General features: G+C 70.3%; 11 protein-coding genes. 3 read left to right on the forward strand and 8 right to left on the reverse strand.

The features are described from left to right. Positions 1–59: 59 nt before the first annotated feature. The 3 genes from FR742_RS19225 to FR742_RS19235 are packed head-to-tail and all read left to right on the forward strand — an operon-like array spanning position 60 to position 3,143. The gene (locus FR742_RS19225; RefSeq protein WP_148032219.1) at positions 60–725 is read left to right on the forward strand and encodes a TetR/AcrR family transcriptional regulator; all 666 of its coding nucleotides are present in this window, start codon (positions 60–62) and stop codon (positions 723–725) included. Continuing rightward, on the forward strand, positions 718–1,590 hold the full coding sequence (locus FR742_RS19230; RefSeq protein ID WP_148032220.1) for an ABC transporter ATP-binding protein: 873 nt from the start codon (positions 718–720) through the stop codon (positions 1,588–1,590). Before FR742_RS19225 ends, FR742_RS19230 begins: the two co-directional genes overlap by 8 nt. Further along, on the forward strand, positions 1,587–3,143 hold the full coding sequence (locus tag FR742_RS19235) for an ABC transporter permease (RefSeq protein WP_148032221.1): 1,557 nt from the start codon (positions 1,587–1,589) through the stop codon (positions 3,141–3,143). Before FR742_RS19230 ends, FR742_RS19235 begins: the two co-directional genes overlap by 4 nt. A gap of 23 nt (positions 3,144–3,166) precedes the next feature. Here FR742_RS19235 and FR742_RS19240 read toward each other — a convergent pair whose 3' ends face one another. The 8 genes from FR742_RS19240 to FR742_RS19275 all read right to left on the reverse strand — a co-directional run bounded on the left by FR742_RS19240 (position 3,167) and on the right by FR742_RS19275 (position 16,701). Further along, complete coding sequence (locus FR742_RS19240; protein ID WP_148032222.1) at positions 3,167–4,468, reverse strand: TrkH family potassium uptake protein; 1,302 nt, start codon at positions 4,466–4,468, stop codon at positions 3,167–3,169. A 230-nt stretch (positions 4,469–4,698) separates the two neighbouring features. After that, a complete protein-coding gene (locus tag FR742_RS19245; protein ID WP_148032223.1) occupies positions 4,699–7,545 on the reverse strand; it encodes a glycosyl hydrolase family 95 catalytic domain-containing protein in 2,847 nt (948 codons plus the stop codon). Between the two features lie 62 nt (positions 7,546–7,607). Next, complete coding sequence (locus FR742_RS19250) at positions 7,608–11,081, reverse strand: ThuA domain-containing protein (protein WP_148032224.1); 3,474 nt, start codon at positions 11,079–11,081, stop codon at positions 7,608–7,610. 217 nt (positions 11,082–11,298) lie between these two features. Next, positions 11,299–12,132: a sugar phosphate isomerase/epimerase gene (locus FR742_RS19255; protein WP_148032225.1), complete on the reverse strand. Its 834-nt coding sequence runs from the start codon at positions 12,130–12,132 to the stop codon at positions 11,299–11,301. A gap of 36 nt (positions 12,133–12,168) precedes the next feature. Then, the gene (locus FR742_RS19260) at positions 12,169–13,365 is read right to left on the reverse strand and encodes a substrate-binding domain-containing protein (RefSeq protein ID WP_148032226.1); all 1,197 of its coding nucleotides are present in this window, start codon (positions 13,363–13,365) and stop codon (positions 12,169–12,171) included. Then, positions 13,352–14,302: an ABC transporter permease gene (locus FR742_RS19265; RefSeq protein WP_148032227.1), complete on the reverse strand. Its 951-nt coding sequence runs from the start codon at positions 14,300–14,302 to the stop codon at positions 13,352–13,354. Before FR742_RS19265 ends, FR742_RS19260 begins: the two co-directional genes overlap by 14 nt. Then, on the reverse strand, positions 14,299–15,261 hold the full coding sequence (locus FR742_RS19270) for an ABC transporter permease (RefSeq protein WP_148032228.1): 963 nt from the start codon (positions 15,259–15,261) through the stop codon (positions 14,299–14,301). Before FR742_RS19270 ends, FR742_RS19265 begins: the two co-directional genes overlap by 4 nt. Continuing rightward, on the reverse strand, positions 15,262–16,701 hold the full coding sequence (locus tag FR742_RS19275; protein WP_148032229.1) for a sugar ABC transporter ATP-binding protein: 1,440 nt from the start codon (positions 16,699–16,701) through the stop codon (positions 15,262–15,264). Positions 16,702–16,775 lie beyond the last annotated feature (74 nt).

The following is a 16,775-nucleotide window of genomic DNA, read 5'->3' on the forward strand; positions in this document are numbered from 1 at the left end:
GCCGACTCCAGAACAATACGATCTTGCCGGAAACAATATGGCCATATAGTATCCGGGTCATGTGTTCAGCCTATGATCGACCGCCCGAGGACCTGACCGCTCGCGCGCGGATCCGCGACGCGGCCCTGGCGGAGTTCGCCGAGCGCGGCTTCAAGGGGGCGACGCTGAAGGCCGTCGCCGATGCCGCCGGTGTCTCGGTCGGCCTGGTGCAGCACCATTTCGGCTCCAAGGAAGGGCTGCGGGAGGCCTGCGACGCGCACGTCCGTGCCACCATGATGGGCGCCGCGGGCCAGGTCCAGGACGGCGTCGAGGTCACCCCCGACGTCATCCAGGGCATGTACGAGGCCAACGAGCTCAGCGTCCGCTACCTCGCCCGGGCCCTGGCCGAGGGCTGGGGCGTGGCGGCGGTGTTGTTCGACGAAGGCGCCGACGCCGCCGAGCGGTTCCTCGTGGAGAACTGGCCGGACGACTTCCCCCCGCACGAGGCCAAGGTTCGCGAACGCGCCGCCGTGATGGCGGCGATGCACCTCAGCACGATCGTGCTCCACACACACCTGTCCCGTCGGATGGGCGTCGACACGCTCAGCAGGACGAATCTCCCCCGGCTCGGCATCGCCATGGCCGACGTCTACGCGCACCTGGGGCAGTGGATCACCTCGGGACCCGGAGACCAGGTCCGCCAGGCCGTCACCGATCACCACATGAAGGAGCACCCCCGTGACTGACGTGATCGAGATCCACGGGCTGACCAAGGAGTTCGGCCGGGTCCGCGCGCTGGACGGCCTGGACATGACCGTGCGGGAAGGAGAGGTGCACGGCTTCCTCGGCCCCAACGGCGCCGGCAAGACCACGACCCTGCGCATCCTTCTCGGCCTGCTGCGCAAGGACGGCGGCCAGGTCCGGCTGCTCGGCGGCGACCCCTGGGCCGACGCCGTCGAGCTGCACCGGCGGCTCGCCTACGTCCCCGGCGACGTCACCCTCTGGCCGAGCCTGTCCGGCGGCGAGGTGATCGACCTGCTCGGCCGGCTGCGCGGCCGCGCCGACGCCAGGCGGCGCGGCGAGCTGATCGAGCGTTTCGCCCTGGATCCTCGTAAGAAGGCCCGGACCTACTCCAAGGGCAACCGGCAGAAGGTCGCGCTGATCGCCGCGCTCGCCTCCGAGGTGGAGCTGCTCCTGCTGGACGAGCCGACCTCCGGCCTCGATCCGCTGATGGAGGCGATCTTCCGCGAGGTCGTCGCGGAAGAACGGCGCAAGGGCCGCACGGTCCTGCTCTCCAGCCACATCCTCGCCGAGGTCGAGGCGCTCTGCGACCGGGTGAGCATCATCCGCGACGGCCGCATCGTGGAGGCCGGCACCCTCGCGCAGCTACGCCATCTCACACGCGTCTCCGTCACGGCCGAACTCGCCAGGGTCCCGGCCGGTGGGCTCCCCCATGTCCACGACCTGAGCACGGACGGCGGCCGGGTGCGTTTCCAGGCCGACACCGACCACATCGGCGACGTGCTGGCCCACCTGGCGCAGTACGGCGTGCGCGACATCACCGCCCAGCCGCCCACTCTCGAAGAGCTGTTCATGAGGCACTACCGATGAACACGACAGCGCTGATCCGGCTGATCCTGCGTCGCGACCGCGTCTGGCAGCCGCTGTGGATCCTGTCCGTCGTCCTCTTCGTCGCGACCACGGTGACCACCATCCGGCAACTGCTCCCCACCCGGGACGCGGTCCTGCACTACGTCGAGGAGATCGCGCGGAACCCCGTGATCCTCCTGCTGCAGGGACCCGCGTACGGCGACAGCGTGGGCGCCGCCGCCGCCCAGCAGCGGGCCGCCGCCACCACCATCTTCGCCGCCCTGGCCAGCATCGTCCTCCTGGTCAAGCACACCCGCTCCGACGAGGAGCAAGGGCGGCGGGAGCTCGTCGGCTCGGCCGCCGTGGGGCGGCGCGCCCCGCTGACCGCCGCCCTCACCGTCGTGCTGGGCGCGAACCTGGTGCTCGCCGCACTGATCGCGGTGGTCGGCGTGAGCGCCGGGCTCCCTCCGGCCGGCTCCCTCGCCTGGGGCCTGACCGCCGCGTCGGGTGGCTGGGTCGGGGCCGCGCTGGCCGCGGTGGCCGTGCAGCTGACCCAGAGCGCCCGCGTGGCCGGAGCCGCGGCCTTCACCGTGTTCTTCGCGGCCTACCTCCTCCGGGGCGTCAGCGACCTGGGCGGCCCCGGGATGGAATGGCTGGGCTGGCTCGTACCGAACGGCTGGTTCCTGCGGGCGCGCGCCTTCGGCGGCGAGCAGTGGTGGGTGTTCGCGCTGGTCGCGGCGTTCGTCGCGGCCATGGCGTGGGCGGCCTTCGCGCTGTCGGCCCGCCGCGACCTCGGCGCCGGTCTCCTGCCGCCCCGCCTCGGCCCCGCCCGCGCGCCGGCCGGTCTGCGCGGACCGCTCGGGCTGGCCTGGCGGACGCACCGGGGGGCGGCACTGGCGTGGATCGCCGGCGCCGCCTTCATCGGCGCGGGGCTCGGGCTCGGCGGGCAGACCGCCGTCGAGACGTTCGGTCAGAGCGGTGCGCTGGACTACTGGGCCGGGCGCACGGGAGAGGACGATCCCGCGCGGATCTTCTTCAAGCTCGTCGTGTACGAGCTGGCGGTGTTCTCCGTCTCCCTGTACGCGATCATGACGGTGCTGCGCCTGCGCGGCGACGAGGCCACCGAGCTTTTCCTGTCCGGCCCGGTGAGCCGGACCCGGTGGGCGGCTGCCCATCTCCTGTTCGCGGTGACGGTCCCCGTCGCCATGCTGGTGATCGCCGGCCTCGCGCTGGGCCTCGGCACCGGCGACTTCCCCGGCGGGTTGGCCCTCACCACGGTCATCCTGCCCGGCATCTGGGTGATGGCCGGGATCGCCGTGGCGGCGTTCGGGCTGTTCCGGCGGGCCGGAGCGGTCGTGGGGTGGACCGCCCTGGTCCTGACCATCGCCCTCGAAGTCGCCTGGGAGGTCGGCCTGGTGAACGACTCGCTCTTCATGATCTCCCCGTTCGCCCACGTCCATTACTCCACGCTGGCCAGCCCCGGACCGGGCACGCTGGCCGGGCTCACCGTCGTGGCGGCAGGCTTGGCCGCGGTGGGTCTGTACGGACTCCGCCGCCGCGATCTGACCCTGTGAACCTCCTGTGACCGGTGCCGGTGTCAGCCGACGATCACCTTCTCCTCCGGCAGCTCGTAACGACGAGTGCGCTGCTTCAGGGCGAGCGCGGAGCCCAGCGTCAGCGGGCCGATGCGCCCGATGAACATCAGCACGCTGAGCAGCACATGCCCGGCCAGCGTGGTGTCGGCGGTGATGCCGGTGGACAGGCCGTTGGTGGAGAAGGCCGAGATCACCTCGAACAGCACCTGGTCGAGACTGTGCGGAGAGATCATCAGCATGAGCCAGGTGGAGAACGTGACCAGGATGGCGCCGATCAAGCTGATGGACAGCGCCTGACGCTGGGTGGTGGACGGCAGGCGGCGGTGGCCGATGTTGACCTGGTGCTCGCCGCGCAGCTCCGACCAGATGGCGAACACCAGAAACCCGAACGTGGTGACCTTGATCCCGCCCGCGGTGCCGGCGCTGCCGCCGCCGATGAACATCAGCACGTCGGTGAGCAGCCAGGAGGAGGGGTTCATCTGGCCGATGTCGATGGAGTTGAAGCCTCCGGAGCGTGGCATGACGGCGGCGAAGAAGGCCGCCAGCAGCTTGCCGGAATCATCCAGCGGGCCCATCGTGGCGGGGTTGTGCCACTCGATCGCCAGGAACGTCAACGTACCGCCGCCGAGGAGGACCACGCTCAAGCCGACGGTGACCCGGGTCAGGATCGACCAGCGGCCCGGATGCCGCCAGGTCCGCAGGAGTTCGAAGACCACTGGGTAGCCGAGCCCGCCGACGACGACAGCCAGTGCCACGGGCAGGCAGATCCACGGATCCGCGACGAAGCGCATCAGACTGTCGGGCCACAGGGCGAAGCCGGCATTGTTGAAGGCCGACACCGAGTGAAAGAGGCCCAGGTAGGCTGCCCGGCCGAGCGGCTCGCCGTATCCGGTGACGAAGCGGACCGTGAGGACCACCGCGACAGCGGCCTCGCAGACGATGCTGAACATCACCACCTTCCGCAGAACCCGGCGAAGGTCGGCGGCGACCACCGATTTGGTCTCCAACTGGGCCGACAGGCGGGCGCGCAGGCCGATCCGGCCCGAGATCATCACGATGATCAGCGTGGCCAGTGTCATGATGCCCAGACCGCCCACCTGGATGAGAAAGACGATCACCACCTCGCCGAACACCGACCAGTGCGTTTCGGTGTCCACCACGATCAGGCCGGTCACGCAGACGGCCGAGGTGGCGGTGAACAGCGCGGTGAGCCAGTGGGAGGAGTCGCCCTCGGTGGTGGCCAGCGGGAGGCCGAGCAGCAGCGTGCCGATCAGCACAGCGGTCCCGAATCCCACCGAGATCATCACCGCCGGGTGCCGGCCGCGGCCCGGCACCGCAGGCCGGCGCCGTGCCTTCCGGTTACCCGCCCTCGCCGGCTGCTGGGCAGCAGGCCATGAGCCACGCATCAGGGAGCCCCCGTGGAGTCGTACGGCTGAAGACGCCGCCGACCAGGCTTCCCGGCACTCCGCGCATACCGTAGCGCAGCACGGCATGGCCGCCAACCGCGTACCGTTCCACGGACGGGTATGGACGGTCAGGTGCTCATGATCGTCCACTGGTTGTTGGTGCTGCTGTTCGGCGTCCACAGGGCGACGATGGAGCCGGCGGTGCTGTTGCCCATGCCGTCCAGGGCGGTGCCGGTGCCCCGGTTGATGATCTGGTGGCGGCCGTTGCCCGTGCTGTTGAGTCGCCACTGCTGGTTGGCGCCGCCGTTCCAGGCCGCCTGCCGGGCGTTGGCGCCGTTGGCGGTGTTGCCCCAGCTGTCGATGACCATGGCGTTGGTGCGGTTGACGATGCGGTACCAGCCGCCGCCCAGGTCCACGAGCTGCCACTGCAGGTTGGTGCTGCCGTCCCAGTTCCACTGCTTGAGGTTCGACCCGGAGGCGACGTTCCCGCCGCTGTCCAGCACCAGGCCGGTGGTCGCGTTGGTGATCCGCACGTGGCTCGCGGGCGCGGGGCCGGACCCGGTCATGCGGTACGTACGACCGGCTTGACCGGTCAGTCTGATGACGTCGTTCTCGGGTTTGGCGACGCTGACGGCATCGCCGGTCGTGGTGTCGACCACCTGGTAGGTCCCGGCGAAGATCCGGGCGCGCACGTTGACCGTCCCGCCACGGTCGAACCTCAGGAGGATCTCGGTGGCCCCGCCGGAGCTCCAGGTCGCGTCCACGGTGTGGCCGCCGCGTCCTCGAAGACCCCGTACCGTGCCGTTGGGCCAGGCCGGCGGCAGGGCCGGCAGCACGTGCAGCTCGCCGTTGTGGCTCTGCAGCAGCATCTCGGCGACGCCGGACGTGGCGCCGAAGTTGCCGTCGATCTGGAACGGCGGGTGCAGGTCGAACATGTTCGGCGCCAGCCGGGCCGTCGTCACCAGGAGGCGGAGCAGCGTGTGCGCACGAGCGCCCTCCTCCATCCGCGCCCAGTAGTTGATCTTCCAGGCCAGGGACCAGCCGGTCCCGTCGTCCCCGCGGAGTTCGAGGGTGCGCCGGGCGGCGGTGTACAGCGCCGGGGTGCCGCGCTTGGTGATCTGGTTGCTGGGGTGCAGGCCGTAGAGGTGGGAGATGTGCCGGTGGGCGGGCTCGGTCTCGACCCAGTCGTACAGCCACTCCTGGATGTTGCCGCGCGAGCCGATCTTCATCGGCGGTAGCCGGTCCCGGGCGGCCAGGACCCGCGCCCGGAAGTCGGCGTCGACGCCGAGCGTCTGGGAGGCCTGGGCGCAGCCGTCGAACAGGTCGCGCAGGATCTGGTTGTCCATGGTGGGGCCGGCGCAGACGCTGACGCCCGCGTGGTGGGCCAGTTCTGGAGAGTTCGACGGGTTGGTGACCAGATACCCGAGCTGAGGTTCCTGCACGAGGGTCTCCAGGAAGAACTGCGCGGCGCCTTTCATCGCGGGGTAGTAGCGCCGGAGGAACTCCAGGTCGCCGGTGAAACCGTAGTGGTCCCAGACGAGGGTGGCCAGCCACGCTCCGCCGGTCTGCCACATGCCCCAGAACGCGCCGTCGACGACCGACGTCCCCCGCCACGCGTCGGTGTTGTGATGGGTCGCCCAACCGCCGGCGTCGTACTGGACGCGGGCCGTCCGGGCGCCGCTGACCGCGAGTTCGTCGAGCATCGCGAACACCGGTTCGTAGCACTCGGACAGGTTCGTCGTGTCGGCCGGCCAGTAGTTCATCGGCAGGTTCGCGTTGATGGTGTACTTCGAGTCCCAGGCCGGGGTGAGCGAGTCGTTCCAGATGCCCTGGAGGTTGGCCGGCTGCGTGCCCGGCCGGGAGGAGGAGATCAGCAGATATCGGCCGTACTGGAACAGCAGCGCGGAGAACTGCGGGTCGTCGGTGTTCGCGTGCTGGGCGATCCGCACGTCGGTCGGCTGGTCGGCTGCCGCGGTGCGGCCGAGGTCGAGCGTGGTGCGCCCGAACAACCGCTGGTAGTCGGCGACGTGCCGGCCGCGCAGGTCGTCGTAGGTCCTGCCGGTGGCGGCGTCGAGATGGCGCCGGGCGATGCCCTGGTAGTCGCCGCCGACGTCGCGGAAGTTACGGTAACTGGAGCCGATGGAGACCAGCAGCGTCACGCTGTTGGCGGACCTGACCTGCAGGGTGCCGCCGGAGCTGCTGACGCTGCCGCCCTCGGCGACGGCCCGCGCCAGCGCCAGATAGCGGACCGAGCCGGCCACTCCCTCCATGTCGCCCGAGACGCCGTCGAGCGCGACCGTGGTCCCGTCCGGGCTGGAGCGCGTCGCCCGTTGCGGGCTGCCGAAGGTCGCGGAGAACGTGATCGAGCCCGGCCTGTCGGCGGTCAGGCGGACGGCGATCACCTGATCGGGCGCGCTCGCGAGCACCTCGCGCCGGTACCTGACGCCGTTCTGCAGATAGGACACGGCGGTGGTGGCCGTGGTGAGATCCAGATGACGGTTGTACTCCGCGACCCCGGAGGCGCTGCCGAGGCCGAGCCGCAGATCACCGACGGTCTGGTAGGCCAGCTGTCCCACCGGGTTTCCCCGCATGTTCTGGTCGATCATCGTCTGGGCCTGGCTCCACTGGTTCTGGAAGACCAGTTGCCGGATCTGGCCCAGCGCCGCCGCCCCTCGGGGGTTGCTCTGGTCGTACGGTCCACCGGCCCAGACGGTGTCCTCGTTGAGCTGCAACCGCTCGGTGTCGACGTTGCCGAACACCATGGCGCCCAGGCGGCCGTTGCCGATCGGGAGCGCCCGCAGCCAGTCCGTGCCGGCGCTCTCGTCGTACCAGAGGGCCAGATCGTTCGCGGCGCTCACCTCAGGAGGGGGCGCCGAGGCGGCCCGGGCGGCGGCGGTCCATGCCGGCGGCAGCAGGAAGGCTCCGGCTCCGGCGGCGCCGAATCTGAGGACTTGCCTTCGTGATAGATCAGACATCTCGCATCCCGTTTCCTACGGAGTGGTGGTCGGTCCCCGGCTCACGCGGGCGTCGCAGGGGATCAGACGCGGGTCCACTTCTGGTTGGCGCCGCCGGTGCAGGTCCAGATGCGTGCCCTGGTGCCGTTGGCGGTGCCGTTGACGTCCAGGCACTTGTTCGCGCCGACCGCGGTGATGCTGCCGTCGGTGTTGAGGCGCCACTTCTGGTTGTTCTGGCCGTTGCAGTCCCAGATGATCACCGCGGTGCCGTCGGCCGTCCCGGCCCCGTTCACGTCCAGGCACTTGCCGCCGTACACCCGCAGCTCACCGGCACTGGTGACGGTCCACTGCTGGTTCGCCTGGCCGTTGCAGTCCCAGATGAGCACCTGCGCGCCGTTCGCCTGGGAGGCGCCGTTGACGTCCAGGCACCGGTTCGACGCCACGCCCCGCAGCGCGCTCGTGCCGCCCGGGGGCGGGTCGTCGCCCTGCCCGACGCCCGTGCCGTTGAAGGTGACGGAGTCCAGGTCGAACGCGTTCGCGGACGGCGCCTTGAACACCACGTGGACATTGCGGGTGCCACCGGGGTCGGTGACCCGCACCGGGGACAGCGACACGTAGGTGTTCCATCCCCCGGTCGCCGGCACGGGGCTGGAGGCGAGGAGGGCCCCGGTCGGCGAGTCGGCGCGCAGTTCGATGGACGCGCCGGTGCTGGACGGCGCCGAGACGCGGAAGGACACCGTGTCGATCCCGGACAGGTTGATCGGGCTGAAGGAGATCCAGTCGTTGTTGGAGATGTCGCCGATGCGCCTGCCGCCTTCGGCTCCGGACTCGTCGATGACGCGGATGCCGGACGAGCCGGTGAAGTGCTCGGCCTGCTTGTGTTTCGGTTGCAGGGTGAGGCCGGCGGAGCCCTTCAGGCCGCCGCTGTCGGTGTAGTCGGCGGACAGGACGTAGTAGACGTTGGAGGCCTCGTCATGGCCGGAGGCGGTGGTCGTGACCGTTCCGGAGCAACCGGTGTACTGGCCGGTGTCGTGGGCGTGCTGGTCGTGGCCGAGCGCCGTGATCACGTTGACCTTGGTGCAGTCGGCGGCGCCGTCCTCGGCGTCGGTGACGTTCACCGTGTAGTCCACCTGGTCGCCGAAGTCGATGAACCCGCCGTCGGGCGGGGCCGAGAAGGTCACCCCGGGACGGGTGTTGCCGACGACGATGGGCACCGTGACGCTGCCCGTCTTCCCGCCGGAGTCCCGTACGGTCAGCCTGGCCGTGAAGGTGCCGTTGGCGTTGTAGGTGTGCGAGGGGTTGGCGCCGGTGGAGGTCCCGCCGTCGCCGAAGTCCCACGCGTAGGTGATCGGGTCGCCGTCGGGGTCGGTTGAGCCGGCCGAGGAGAACGCCACCACCAGCGGTGCCGTGCCCGAGTCGGGGTCGGCGCTCGCCTTGGCCAGGGGCGCGCGGTTCCCGGCCACGTAGTCGACCCGGTAGATGCTGTCATCGGTGTTCGCGTGGCCGAAGCCGTTGCCCCAGTCGGCCATGTACAGGGCGCCGTCCGGCCCGAACTTCATGTCGATCGGCGCGCGCGGGGCGATCTGCGCCACGAACGGGTTGATCTTCAGAAGGTTGCCCGAGGAGTCGAGGCGGAACTCCTTGACGAAGTTGCGGCTCCATTCGTAGAAGAACGGCGTGCCGTCGAAGTACGCGGGGAACTTCCGGTCCGAACCGCTGGCCGGGTCATGGCGGTAGAACGGGCCGCCCATCGGGGCGGCGCCGCCGCAGCAGTTGATCTCGGGGAACTGGGCCGAGGCGTGGTAGTCGTACCACACGGTCGCGGGCTTGGCCGCGGGCAGGTTGGTCAGACCGGTGTTGTTGGGCGAGTCGTTGACCGGTGCCGAGCAGGTGAACTTCGGGCCGGAGGTGTTGGTGGCGAAGTTGTAGTCGTTGAACGGGAGGTTGTCGCCGACGCAGTACGGCCAGCCGTAGAAGCCGGGCTGCTTGATCAGGTTCCACTCGACGGTGCCCTCGGGACCGCGGCCGGGGTTCGCGGCGCCCGCGTCCGGTCCGTAGTCGCCCACCGAGATCCAGCCCGTCACCTTGTCGACCGAGAAGCGGAACGGGTTGCGGAAGCCCATCGCGTAGATCTCCGGCCGGGTCTTGGCGGTGCCGGGCGCGAACAGGTTGCCGGACGGGATCGTGTAGGTGCCGCCGGGCTCGGGGTGGATGCGCAGGATCTTGCCGCGCAGGTCGTTGGTGTTGGCGGAGGACCGCTGAGCGTCGTAATGCTCCCGGCCGGGCCGCTCGTCGATCGGGGCGTACCCGCTGGACCCGTTGGGATTGGTGTCGTCACCCGGGCCGATGTACAGGTTCCCGCCAGGCCCGAACGCGAGGTAGCCGCCCGTGTGGCCGGGCTCGTCGACGTTGCGGTACGCCGGAACCTCGATGATCTTCTTCTCGCTCGCCAGGTCGAGGCTGGTCCCGTTGAAGGTGAACCTCGACACCCGGTTCACCTCACCGCCGTTCAACGGCGAGTAGTTGACGTAGATCCAGCCGTTGGTGGCGAAGCTCGGATCCAGCGCCAGCCCGATGCCGCCGTCCTCGCCGCCGTCGTACACCGGCAGGGTGCCGATGACGCGCGTGCCCCCGCCGTTGGCGGGGATCATGTTCACCTTGCCGGAGCGCGAGATGTAGAAGACCCTGCCGTCGGCGGCCACGTCGAGCTCCATCGGCTGGTCCGGTGCGCCGTCGAGGGTCACCTTCTGGAACCGGGCCGCGACCGTGCCGCCGCAGTCACCCGGCGCATCGCCCGCCGCCCACCGCACGCCGCCCAGCAGGTGCTGCCGGAACAGGGGCTCCGCGTAGGAGGAGGCCTGGTGGCCCATCGCGGTGGCCCACACCCGGCCGCCCTCCGGGTTGTGACACCAGGAGATCGGGTGGTCGACGCCCATCTTGCTCGGCCCCGCGTCGTACGTGGTCTCGTCCGCGGTCACCAGCACGTGCACCGAGCCCCGCATGTTCTTGTCGAAGTTGTACCACTCCTCCGCGCGCACCCACCGGTCGGGCAGCCCTGCCGTGGAGGGGTGGGTCTTGTCGGCCACCTTGGCGGTGCCCTGGAGGATCGACGAGTGCGCGGTCATGTGGGCGCCCGCCAGGACGACCTGGTCCCACCAGGGGAACTGCGTCTCGATGTTCATGTCGGTGGCGTTGTGGATCGCGACGACGCCGTGGCCGGCGCGCACGTAGGCCTGGAAGGCCTGACGCTGGGCGTCGTCGTCCCACACCATGCCGCTGGTCTGGAGCATGATCACCGCGTCGTAGGTGTTCAGGGTCGCGGGCGTGAAGACGGCGGAGTTCTCGCTGTGGTCGAGCTGGAAGTCGTGGTCGGCCGCCAGCTGCTGGAACATCGCGACACCCGCGGGGATGGAGTCGTGCCGGTAGGCGCCGCTCGCCGTCTCGGTGAACAGCAGCACCCTGAACGGCGCGGCCGCCTGCGCCACCTGCGGCGACAAGGACATCAACAGCCCTGACAGGGCTGCGACCAAGGCGGGGAACAGGCGTGATCTTCGCATGAAGGATCTCCTGGGGGGTGCCGGCAACGGGTCGGAGTCGGAGGGAGGACGTGAGGCGTCTCGCCTCGCCACAGACCCATTAAGCATGCTTATTCAGAGTTGGGAAACCAGCCCGGTCCACCTATCCGGCGAGCGCCCATCGATAACAGCAGGTCAACGTGCCGAAGGTCGCCACCGCACTTGCTTCCACCCAGCAGGATAAGTATGAAACTTTCAATCACAGGGTCCGAAGGTAGGCGAGGCCGTCCACGGCCAGCCTGTCCTGGCTCTCCGCGAGGGGCCGCCAGACGGAGGCCGCGGTGGCGATGGTCCGGTTGTGCGCGGTGAACGACTCGATGACGAGCGGCCCCCGATAGCCGGTGTCGCGCAGGGCCCGGGTGAAGCCCGGCCAGTCGAAGCGGTCGGCTCCCGGCGTGCCGCGGTCGGTGCCGCACACCTGCACGTGCGCGATGCGATCCGCCGCCAGCCGCACCGCCTGGGCGGGGTCCTTCTCCTCGATGTTCATGTGGTAGACGTCGAGCGCCAGGTGGCAGTCCTCGGGCAGCGCCTCCAGCGCCTGCTCGACGGTGTTGACGAGGCTGGTCTCGTACCTGTTGAGCGGCTCGACGGCGAGCTTCACCCCGCGCTCGGCCGCATGGTCCAGGACGGGCCGCAGATGCTCGCGCAACTCGGCGTAGACCCCCCGGCGTTCGTCCGGCGAGAGCCGCCACGTACGGCCGACCGAGGCGTACGCCGGCCCCCCGATCACCGGGGAGCCGACAGTCACCGCCACGTCGACGCAGTGCCGCAGATAGTCCTGGGTGTCGCGGACGGTCCCCGGGGACGCGGCCACGAGCTCGCGCCCCGGCGGCATGACCAGCACCACGGACGCGGCCAGCCCGTGCTCGGCCAGCACCGCCGCGGCCTTGTCCGGGTTCCAGTCGCCGGGCCGCTCGACGGGCAGCTCGATGACGTCGAAGCCCCACCGGGCGACGCGGGGCGCGAGCCGCGCCAGTTCGTCGTCGGTCAGCGGGGAGACCCAGACCCAGGTGTTCACTCCGATGGAGAACATGGCGTCCCTCTTCGTCGTCGGTTCGGGAGGGGCCGATCAGCCCTTCTTCCCGCCCCAGGTCTCCGGGAACCCGGGCAGGTCCTCACAACCGCAGAGCGCGTAGTGCAGCGGCGGCATGTCGGGCTGGAGGTAGTCCGCCAGGTTGTCGCCGGTGACCTTGGGCTGCGGCAGGTTCCACATCTCCGGAACCTCCTCGCCCTTGAGGATCTTCAGAGCGGCGATGATCGGGGTGCGCCACTGGTAGGTCGGGTACGTGGGCGCGACGGCGGTGAGCCCGGCGTCCTTCCACTTCTGCAGGAAGTCCTGCTGGTCCTCGCCGTTGATCGGCGGCACCGGCAGACCGGCGTCCTCGAACGCCTCGATCGCGGCCACCGCCGTGGCGCCCGCGTCCATCCAGACACCGTCGATCGTGCCGTGCCGCTGGATGTAGTCGCTGACGATGCTCTTGGTCTTGGCGGCGTCACCGTCGGTGAACTCCACCCCCACCACCTGGAGGCGGCTCCTGTCGAAGACCACCTTCGCCGCCGACCAGCGGGTCTCCAGCACGTCGACGCCAGGCAGTATGCGCAGCGCCAGCACCTTCCCGCCCGCCGGCACCTTCTCGGTCAGGAACTCGGCGGCGTCGGCGCCGAAGGCGTAGCCGCCGATGGGCTTGATGAACGTCACCGGGCAGTCCGTTTCCACGCCCCGGTCGAACACGATGACGGGCACCTTCGCGCAGGCGGCCGTCACGGCGGGGGTGAGCGTCGCCGTGGTGTTCGGCGAGACGATCAGCGCGTCGCAGCCCTTGGCCTGCAACTCGGCGATGTCGGAGATCTGCTTGTCGTCCTTGCCCTCGGCGTCCAGCGCGGTGAACTCCCCGATCTCCTCGTGCAGGCCCACCTCGGCCTGCATCGTCTTCCATCCGACCTGGCGCCAGGGGTTGTTGACCGCCGCGTTGGAGAAGCACAGGTGGTACGGCCCGTCCTTCTTGTACTGTGCCGTGTCGATCATCTTCGGGTCGATGGCCTGCTCCCAGGGCTTGGCCGCGGGGCCCTGAGGTGTCTGGGAGCGCATGGCCAGCTGGGCGTCGAAATCCGCCTGCACGAAGAACTTCGACTGCGTGCCCGTGCCGGAGCCCTGAGCGCTCGTGGCGGGTGCGGCGGGCTGGGTGGTGGCCGTCGGCCTGTCGGTGGTGCAGCCGGCGAGAACCAGCGCGGCCAACACTGCGATTGCGGCCTCAGGACGCGGCATGTGCGTCTCCTCTTCGGGGGGTGGGCTTCCAGGGAAGCCGGATGGCTCCTGCCGCGACCGCGGCGATGATGATGACGCCCTGCACGGTGAACTCCAGCGCCCCCGAGATCCCGTACAGGTTGAGCAGGGTGAACAGCGCCTCCAGCGTGACGGCCCCGGCCATGGCGGCCGGCACGGAGCCGCGGCCGCCGCCGAGCGCCACGCCGCCGAGGACGACGGCGGTGATGGCGGAGAACTCCAGCCCCTGACCGACCTGGGCCGAGACGCCGGCGAAACCGCCGAGCAGGATCGCCGCGACGGCCGCCGCCAGGCCGGAGAGCATGAAAGCGAAGATCTTGACCCGGTCGACCCGGACCCCGGACAGCGCCGCGGCACGCTCGTTGTCGCCGGCGGCCATCAGCGTCTTGCCGAAGTCGGCGCGCATGAGCCGGATCGCCGCCGCGCCCAGGGCCACGAGGATCAGCACCGACCACGGCACCGGCCCGAGGCCGCCGCGGCCGAAGACGCGGAAGCCCTCCGACAGCGCGCCGCGCGGCGCGCCACCGGTCCACAGGAACACCGCCCCGGACAGGATGAGCAGCATGCCGAGCGTCACGATGAACGACGGCACCCGCAGCTTGGTGGTGGCCACGCCGTTGACCAGCCCGACGAGCAGCCCGATGACGATCAGCAGGACGAGGACCGGCCAGGTGGCGGACTCGTCGCCGTCGATGAGGCGTGCGGCGATCACCACCTCGGCCGTCACCAGCGAGCCGACCGACAGGTCGAACTCGCCGGAGACGATGACGAAATACTGTCCCGCGGCGAGGATCACCAGCGGCGCGGCCCGTTTGAGGAACGCCAGGAATCCGGCGGGCTCCAGGAAGTGGGGGTTGACCAGGGCGATCGCGGTGAGCAGCGCCACGAGGACCGCGAGGATGGGAAGGGCCCGCCTCATGCGGGCCGTCCCACGGTACGCCGGGCGTAGACGGCCACCGCGACGACGATGACCACGCCGCGGACCACGTCCTTGACGAAGGAGTTGACCTCGAGCTGGTTGAAGACGGTGTCCAGGACGGCCAGCAGCAGGACTCCGCCCACGGTTCCGGCGACGCCGCCCTTGCCGCCGGCCAGCGCGGTCCCGCCGAGCACGACCGCGGCGATGGACTCGAGGTCGTAGCCGCCGTCGGTGCCCACCGTGGGGGCCCCGGCGCCTAGCCTGCTGGCCAGCAGCAGGCCCGCGATGCCGGCGCAGACGGAGCACAGCACGTGGGTGAGCACGATGACCCGGCCGGTGCGGATGCCGGACAGGCGGGCGACCTCCTCGTTCCCGCCGACCGCGTAGATGCGGTATCCGAGCCGGGTCCTGCTCAGCAGGAACCAGGCCAGCACGGCCACGCCCGCCCAGAGCAGCGCGGAGACGGGGATCGGCCCGATCCGGGAGTAGCCGAGGACCTGGAAAGACTCGGGCACCTTGCCCGCGGGCCCGTCGTACAGGTGGTCGACGACGCCTTTGATGATCAGGGCGACTCCGAGCGTGGCGATGAAGGCGTGCACCCGGAGCCCGGTGATGACCAGCCCGTTGACCAGCCCCACCAGAGCGCTGATGGCCAGCACCGCGGCGACCGCCGGCCCGATGTTCCCGTCCTGGCCCGCCATGATCTCCGCCGCGACCAGCGAGGCCAGGCTGATCAGGTACGCCACCGACAGGTCGAGCGACCCGGCCAGGATCGCCAGCGTCTGCCCGATCGCCACGATGCCGAGGGCCGCGGAACGCTGCTGGATCCCGACGACGCTCTCCAGGGTGAGGAACTGGCCGCCGTCGAGCGCGACGAGGGCCCAGCCGACCGCGACCAGGCCGAGCAGCGCGAGGAACACCACCTGCGTGGGTTCGCGCAGCCGCGTGAGCAGGGGCATTCAGGCCGCCTCTCCCGCGGCCAGGCGCATGACGGCCTCCTCGGAGGCACCGGCGGGCAGCGTGCCCGCGACGCGGCCGTCGCGCAGGACGACGACGCGATCGCTCATGCCGATGAGCTCGGGCAGCTCGGAGGAGATCATCATGATGGCCATGCCGCCGTTCGCCAGTTCGCGCATCAGGTCGTGGATCGTGGCCTTGGCCCCGACGTCGATCCCCCGGGTCGGCTCGTCGAACAGCAGCACCCGCGGCGCCATCGTCAGCCACTTGACCAGCACGACCTTCTGCTGGTTGCCGCCGGACAGGTAACGGACCTCCTGTTCCCGGCGTACGGGCGAGAGGCGTACCCGTTCGAGCAGGTCACGGACGCCGGCGCGGTCGCCGGCGCGCACCGCGCGGGCGACGAGCAGGACGTTGTCGCGCACGGACTGGCGCAGCGCGAGCCCTTCGGCCTTGCGGTCCTCGGTCACGAGTCCGATGCCCAGGGCCACGCCTTCCCGGACCGAGCGCGGGCGCGACGGGATCATCTCGCCCGTGGTGAAGGGCTCCGCGCCGAAGATCGCTCTGGCGAGCTCCGATCTGCCGGATCCCTGCAGGCCCGCGATGCCGACGATCTCCCCGGCGCGCAGCTCCAGGTCGATGTCATGGAGCCGGTGATTGCCGGCCGCTCGCAGGCTGAGGCGTACCTCGCCGGCGCCCGCCGAGCGGGGCGGGAAGTAGGTCCCGAGGTCGCGGCCCACCATCAGGCGGATCAGCTCGCCGGGGGTCACCTCACCGATCGGGAGGGTGGTGACGCGCGCGCCGTCCTTGAGCACGGTGACCCGGTCGGCGAGATCGAACACCTCGCGTAATCGGTGGGAGATGTACACGACGGCGACGCCGCGTTCCCTCAGCCGCCCGATGAGCCGGTAGAGCGACTCGACCTCGTGCTCGGCGAGCGCCGCCGTGGGCTCGTCCATGACGATGAGCCGCGCGTTCACCGACAACGCCTTGACGATCTCGACGATCTGCTGCTGGGCCACCGGCAGGCGCTTGACGGCGTCGCGCGGGCCGAAGGCCTCCTCGCCCAGCTCGTGGAGGAGCCGCGCGGTCGCCTCCTCCATGGCGGCCCGGTCGACCAGGCCGCGCCTGACGGGCTCGCGCCCGAGGAACACGTTCTCGGCGACGGTGCGCTCGGGCAGCAGGTTGAACTCCTGGTAGATGATCGCGATGCCGGAGCGCCGCGCGTCGAGCGGATGGCCGAAGGAGACGGGCCGGCCGTCGAGCTCGATCGTGCCCTCGTCCGGCGCGTGCACCCCGCAGATGATCTTCATGAGGGTGGATTTGCCGGCGCCGTTCTCGCCGACGACGGCGTGGACCTCGCCGGCCGTCACGGCCAGGTCCACCCCGGACAGCACCCGCACGCCCAGGAAGCTCTTGCCGATGCCGCGCAGGCTCAGCATCCGGTCAGCCGTCCCCGCCGACTTTCAGGCCTATGGCTCATGGTGCGGGATGTTAAGCGGGCTTATATCGATGG

The organism is Nonomuraea sp. C10 (genome assembly GCF_008017515.1).
GTDB lineage: Bacteria > Actinomycetota > Actinomycetes > Streptosporangiales > Streptosporangiaceae > Nonomuraea > Nonomuraea ferruginea.

Excerpts from the sequence above, each read along its gene's own strand:
- FR742_RS19275 (WP_148032229.1), bottom strand. The coding sequence starts at position 16,701 with ATGCTGAGCCTGCGCGGCATCGGCAAGAGCTTCCTGGGCGTGCGGGTG.
- FR742_RS19255 (WP_148032225.1), bottom strand. The coding sequence starts at position 12,132 with ATGTTCTCCATCGGAGTGAACACCTGGGTCTGGGTCTCCCCGCTGACC.
- FR742_RS19250 (WP_148032224.1), bottom strand. The coding sequence starts at position 11,081 with ATGCGAAGATCACGCCTGTTCCCCGCCTTGGTCGCAGCCCTGTCAGGG.
- FR742_RS19265 (WP_148032227.1), bottom strand. The coding sequence starts at position 14,302 with ATGAGGCGGGCCCTTCCCATCCTCGCGGTCCTCGTGGCGCTGCTCACC.
- FR742_RS19240 (WP_148032222.1), bottom strand. The coding sequence starts at position 4,468 with ATGATCTCGGTGGGATTCGGGACCGCTGTGCTGATCGGCACGCTGCTG.
- FR742_RS19270 (WP_148032228.1), bottom strand. The coding sequence starts at position 15,261 with ATGCCCCTGCTCACGCGGCTGCGCGAACCCACGCAGGTGGTGTTCCTC.
- FR742_RS19260 (WP_148032226.1), bottom strand. The coding sequence starts at position 13,365 with ATGCCGCGTCCTGAGGCCGCAATCGCAGTGTTGGCCGCGCTGGTTCTC.
- FR742_RS19235 (WP_148032221.1), top strand. The coding sequence starts at position 1,587 with ATGAACACGACAGCGCTGATCCGGCTGATCCTGCGTCGCGACCGCGTC.
- FR742_RS19225 (WP_148032219.1), top strand. The coding sequence starts at position 60 with ATGTGTTCAGCCTATGATCGACCGCCCGAGGACCTGACCGCTCGCGCG.
- FR742_RS19245 (WP_148032223.1), bottom strand. The coding sequence starts at position 7,545 with ATGTCTGATCTATCACGAAGGCAAGTCCTCAGATTCGGCGCCGCCGGA.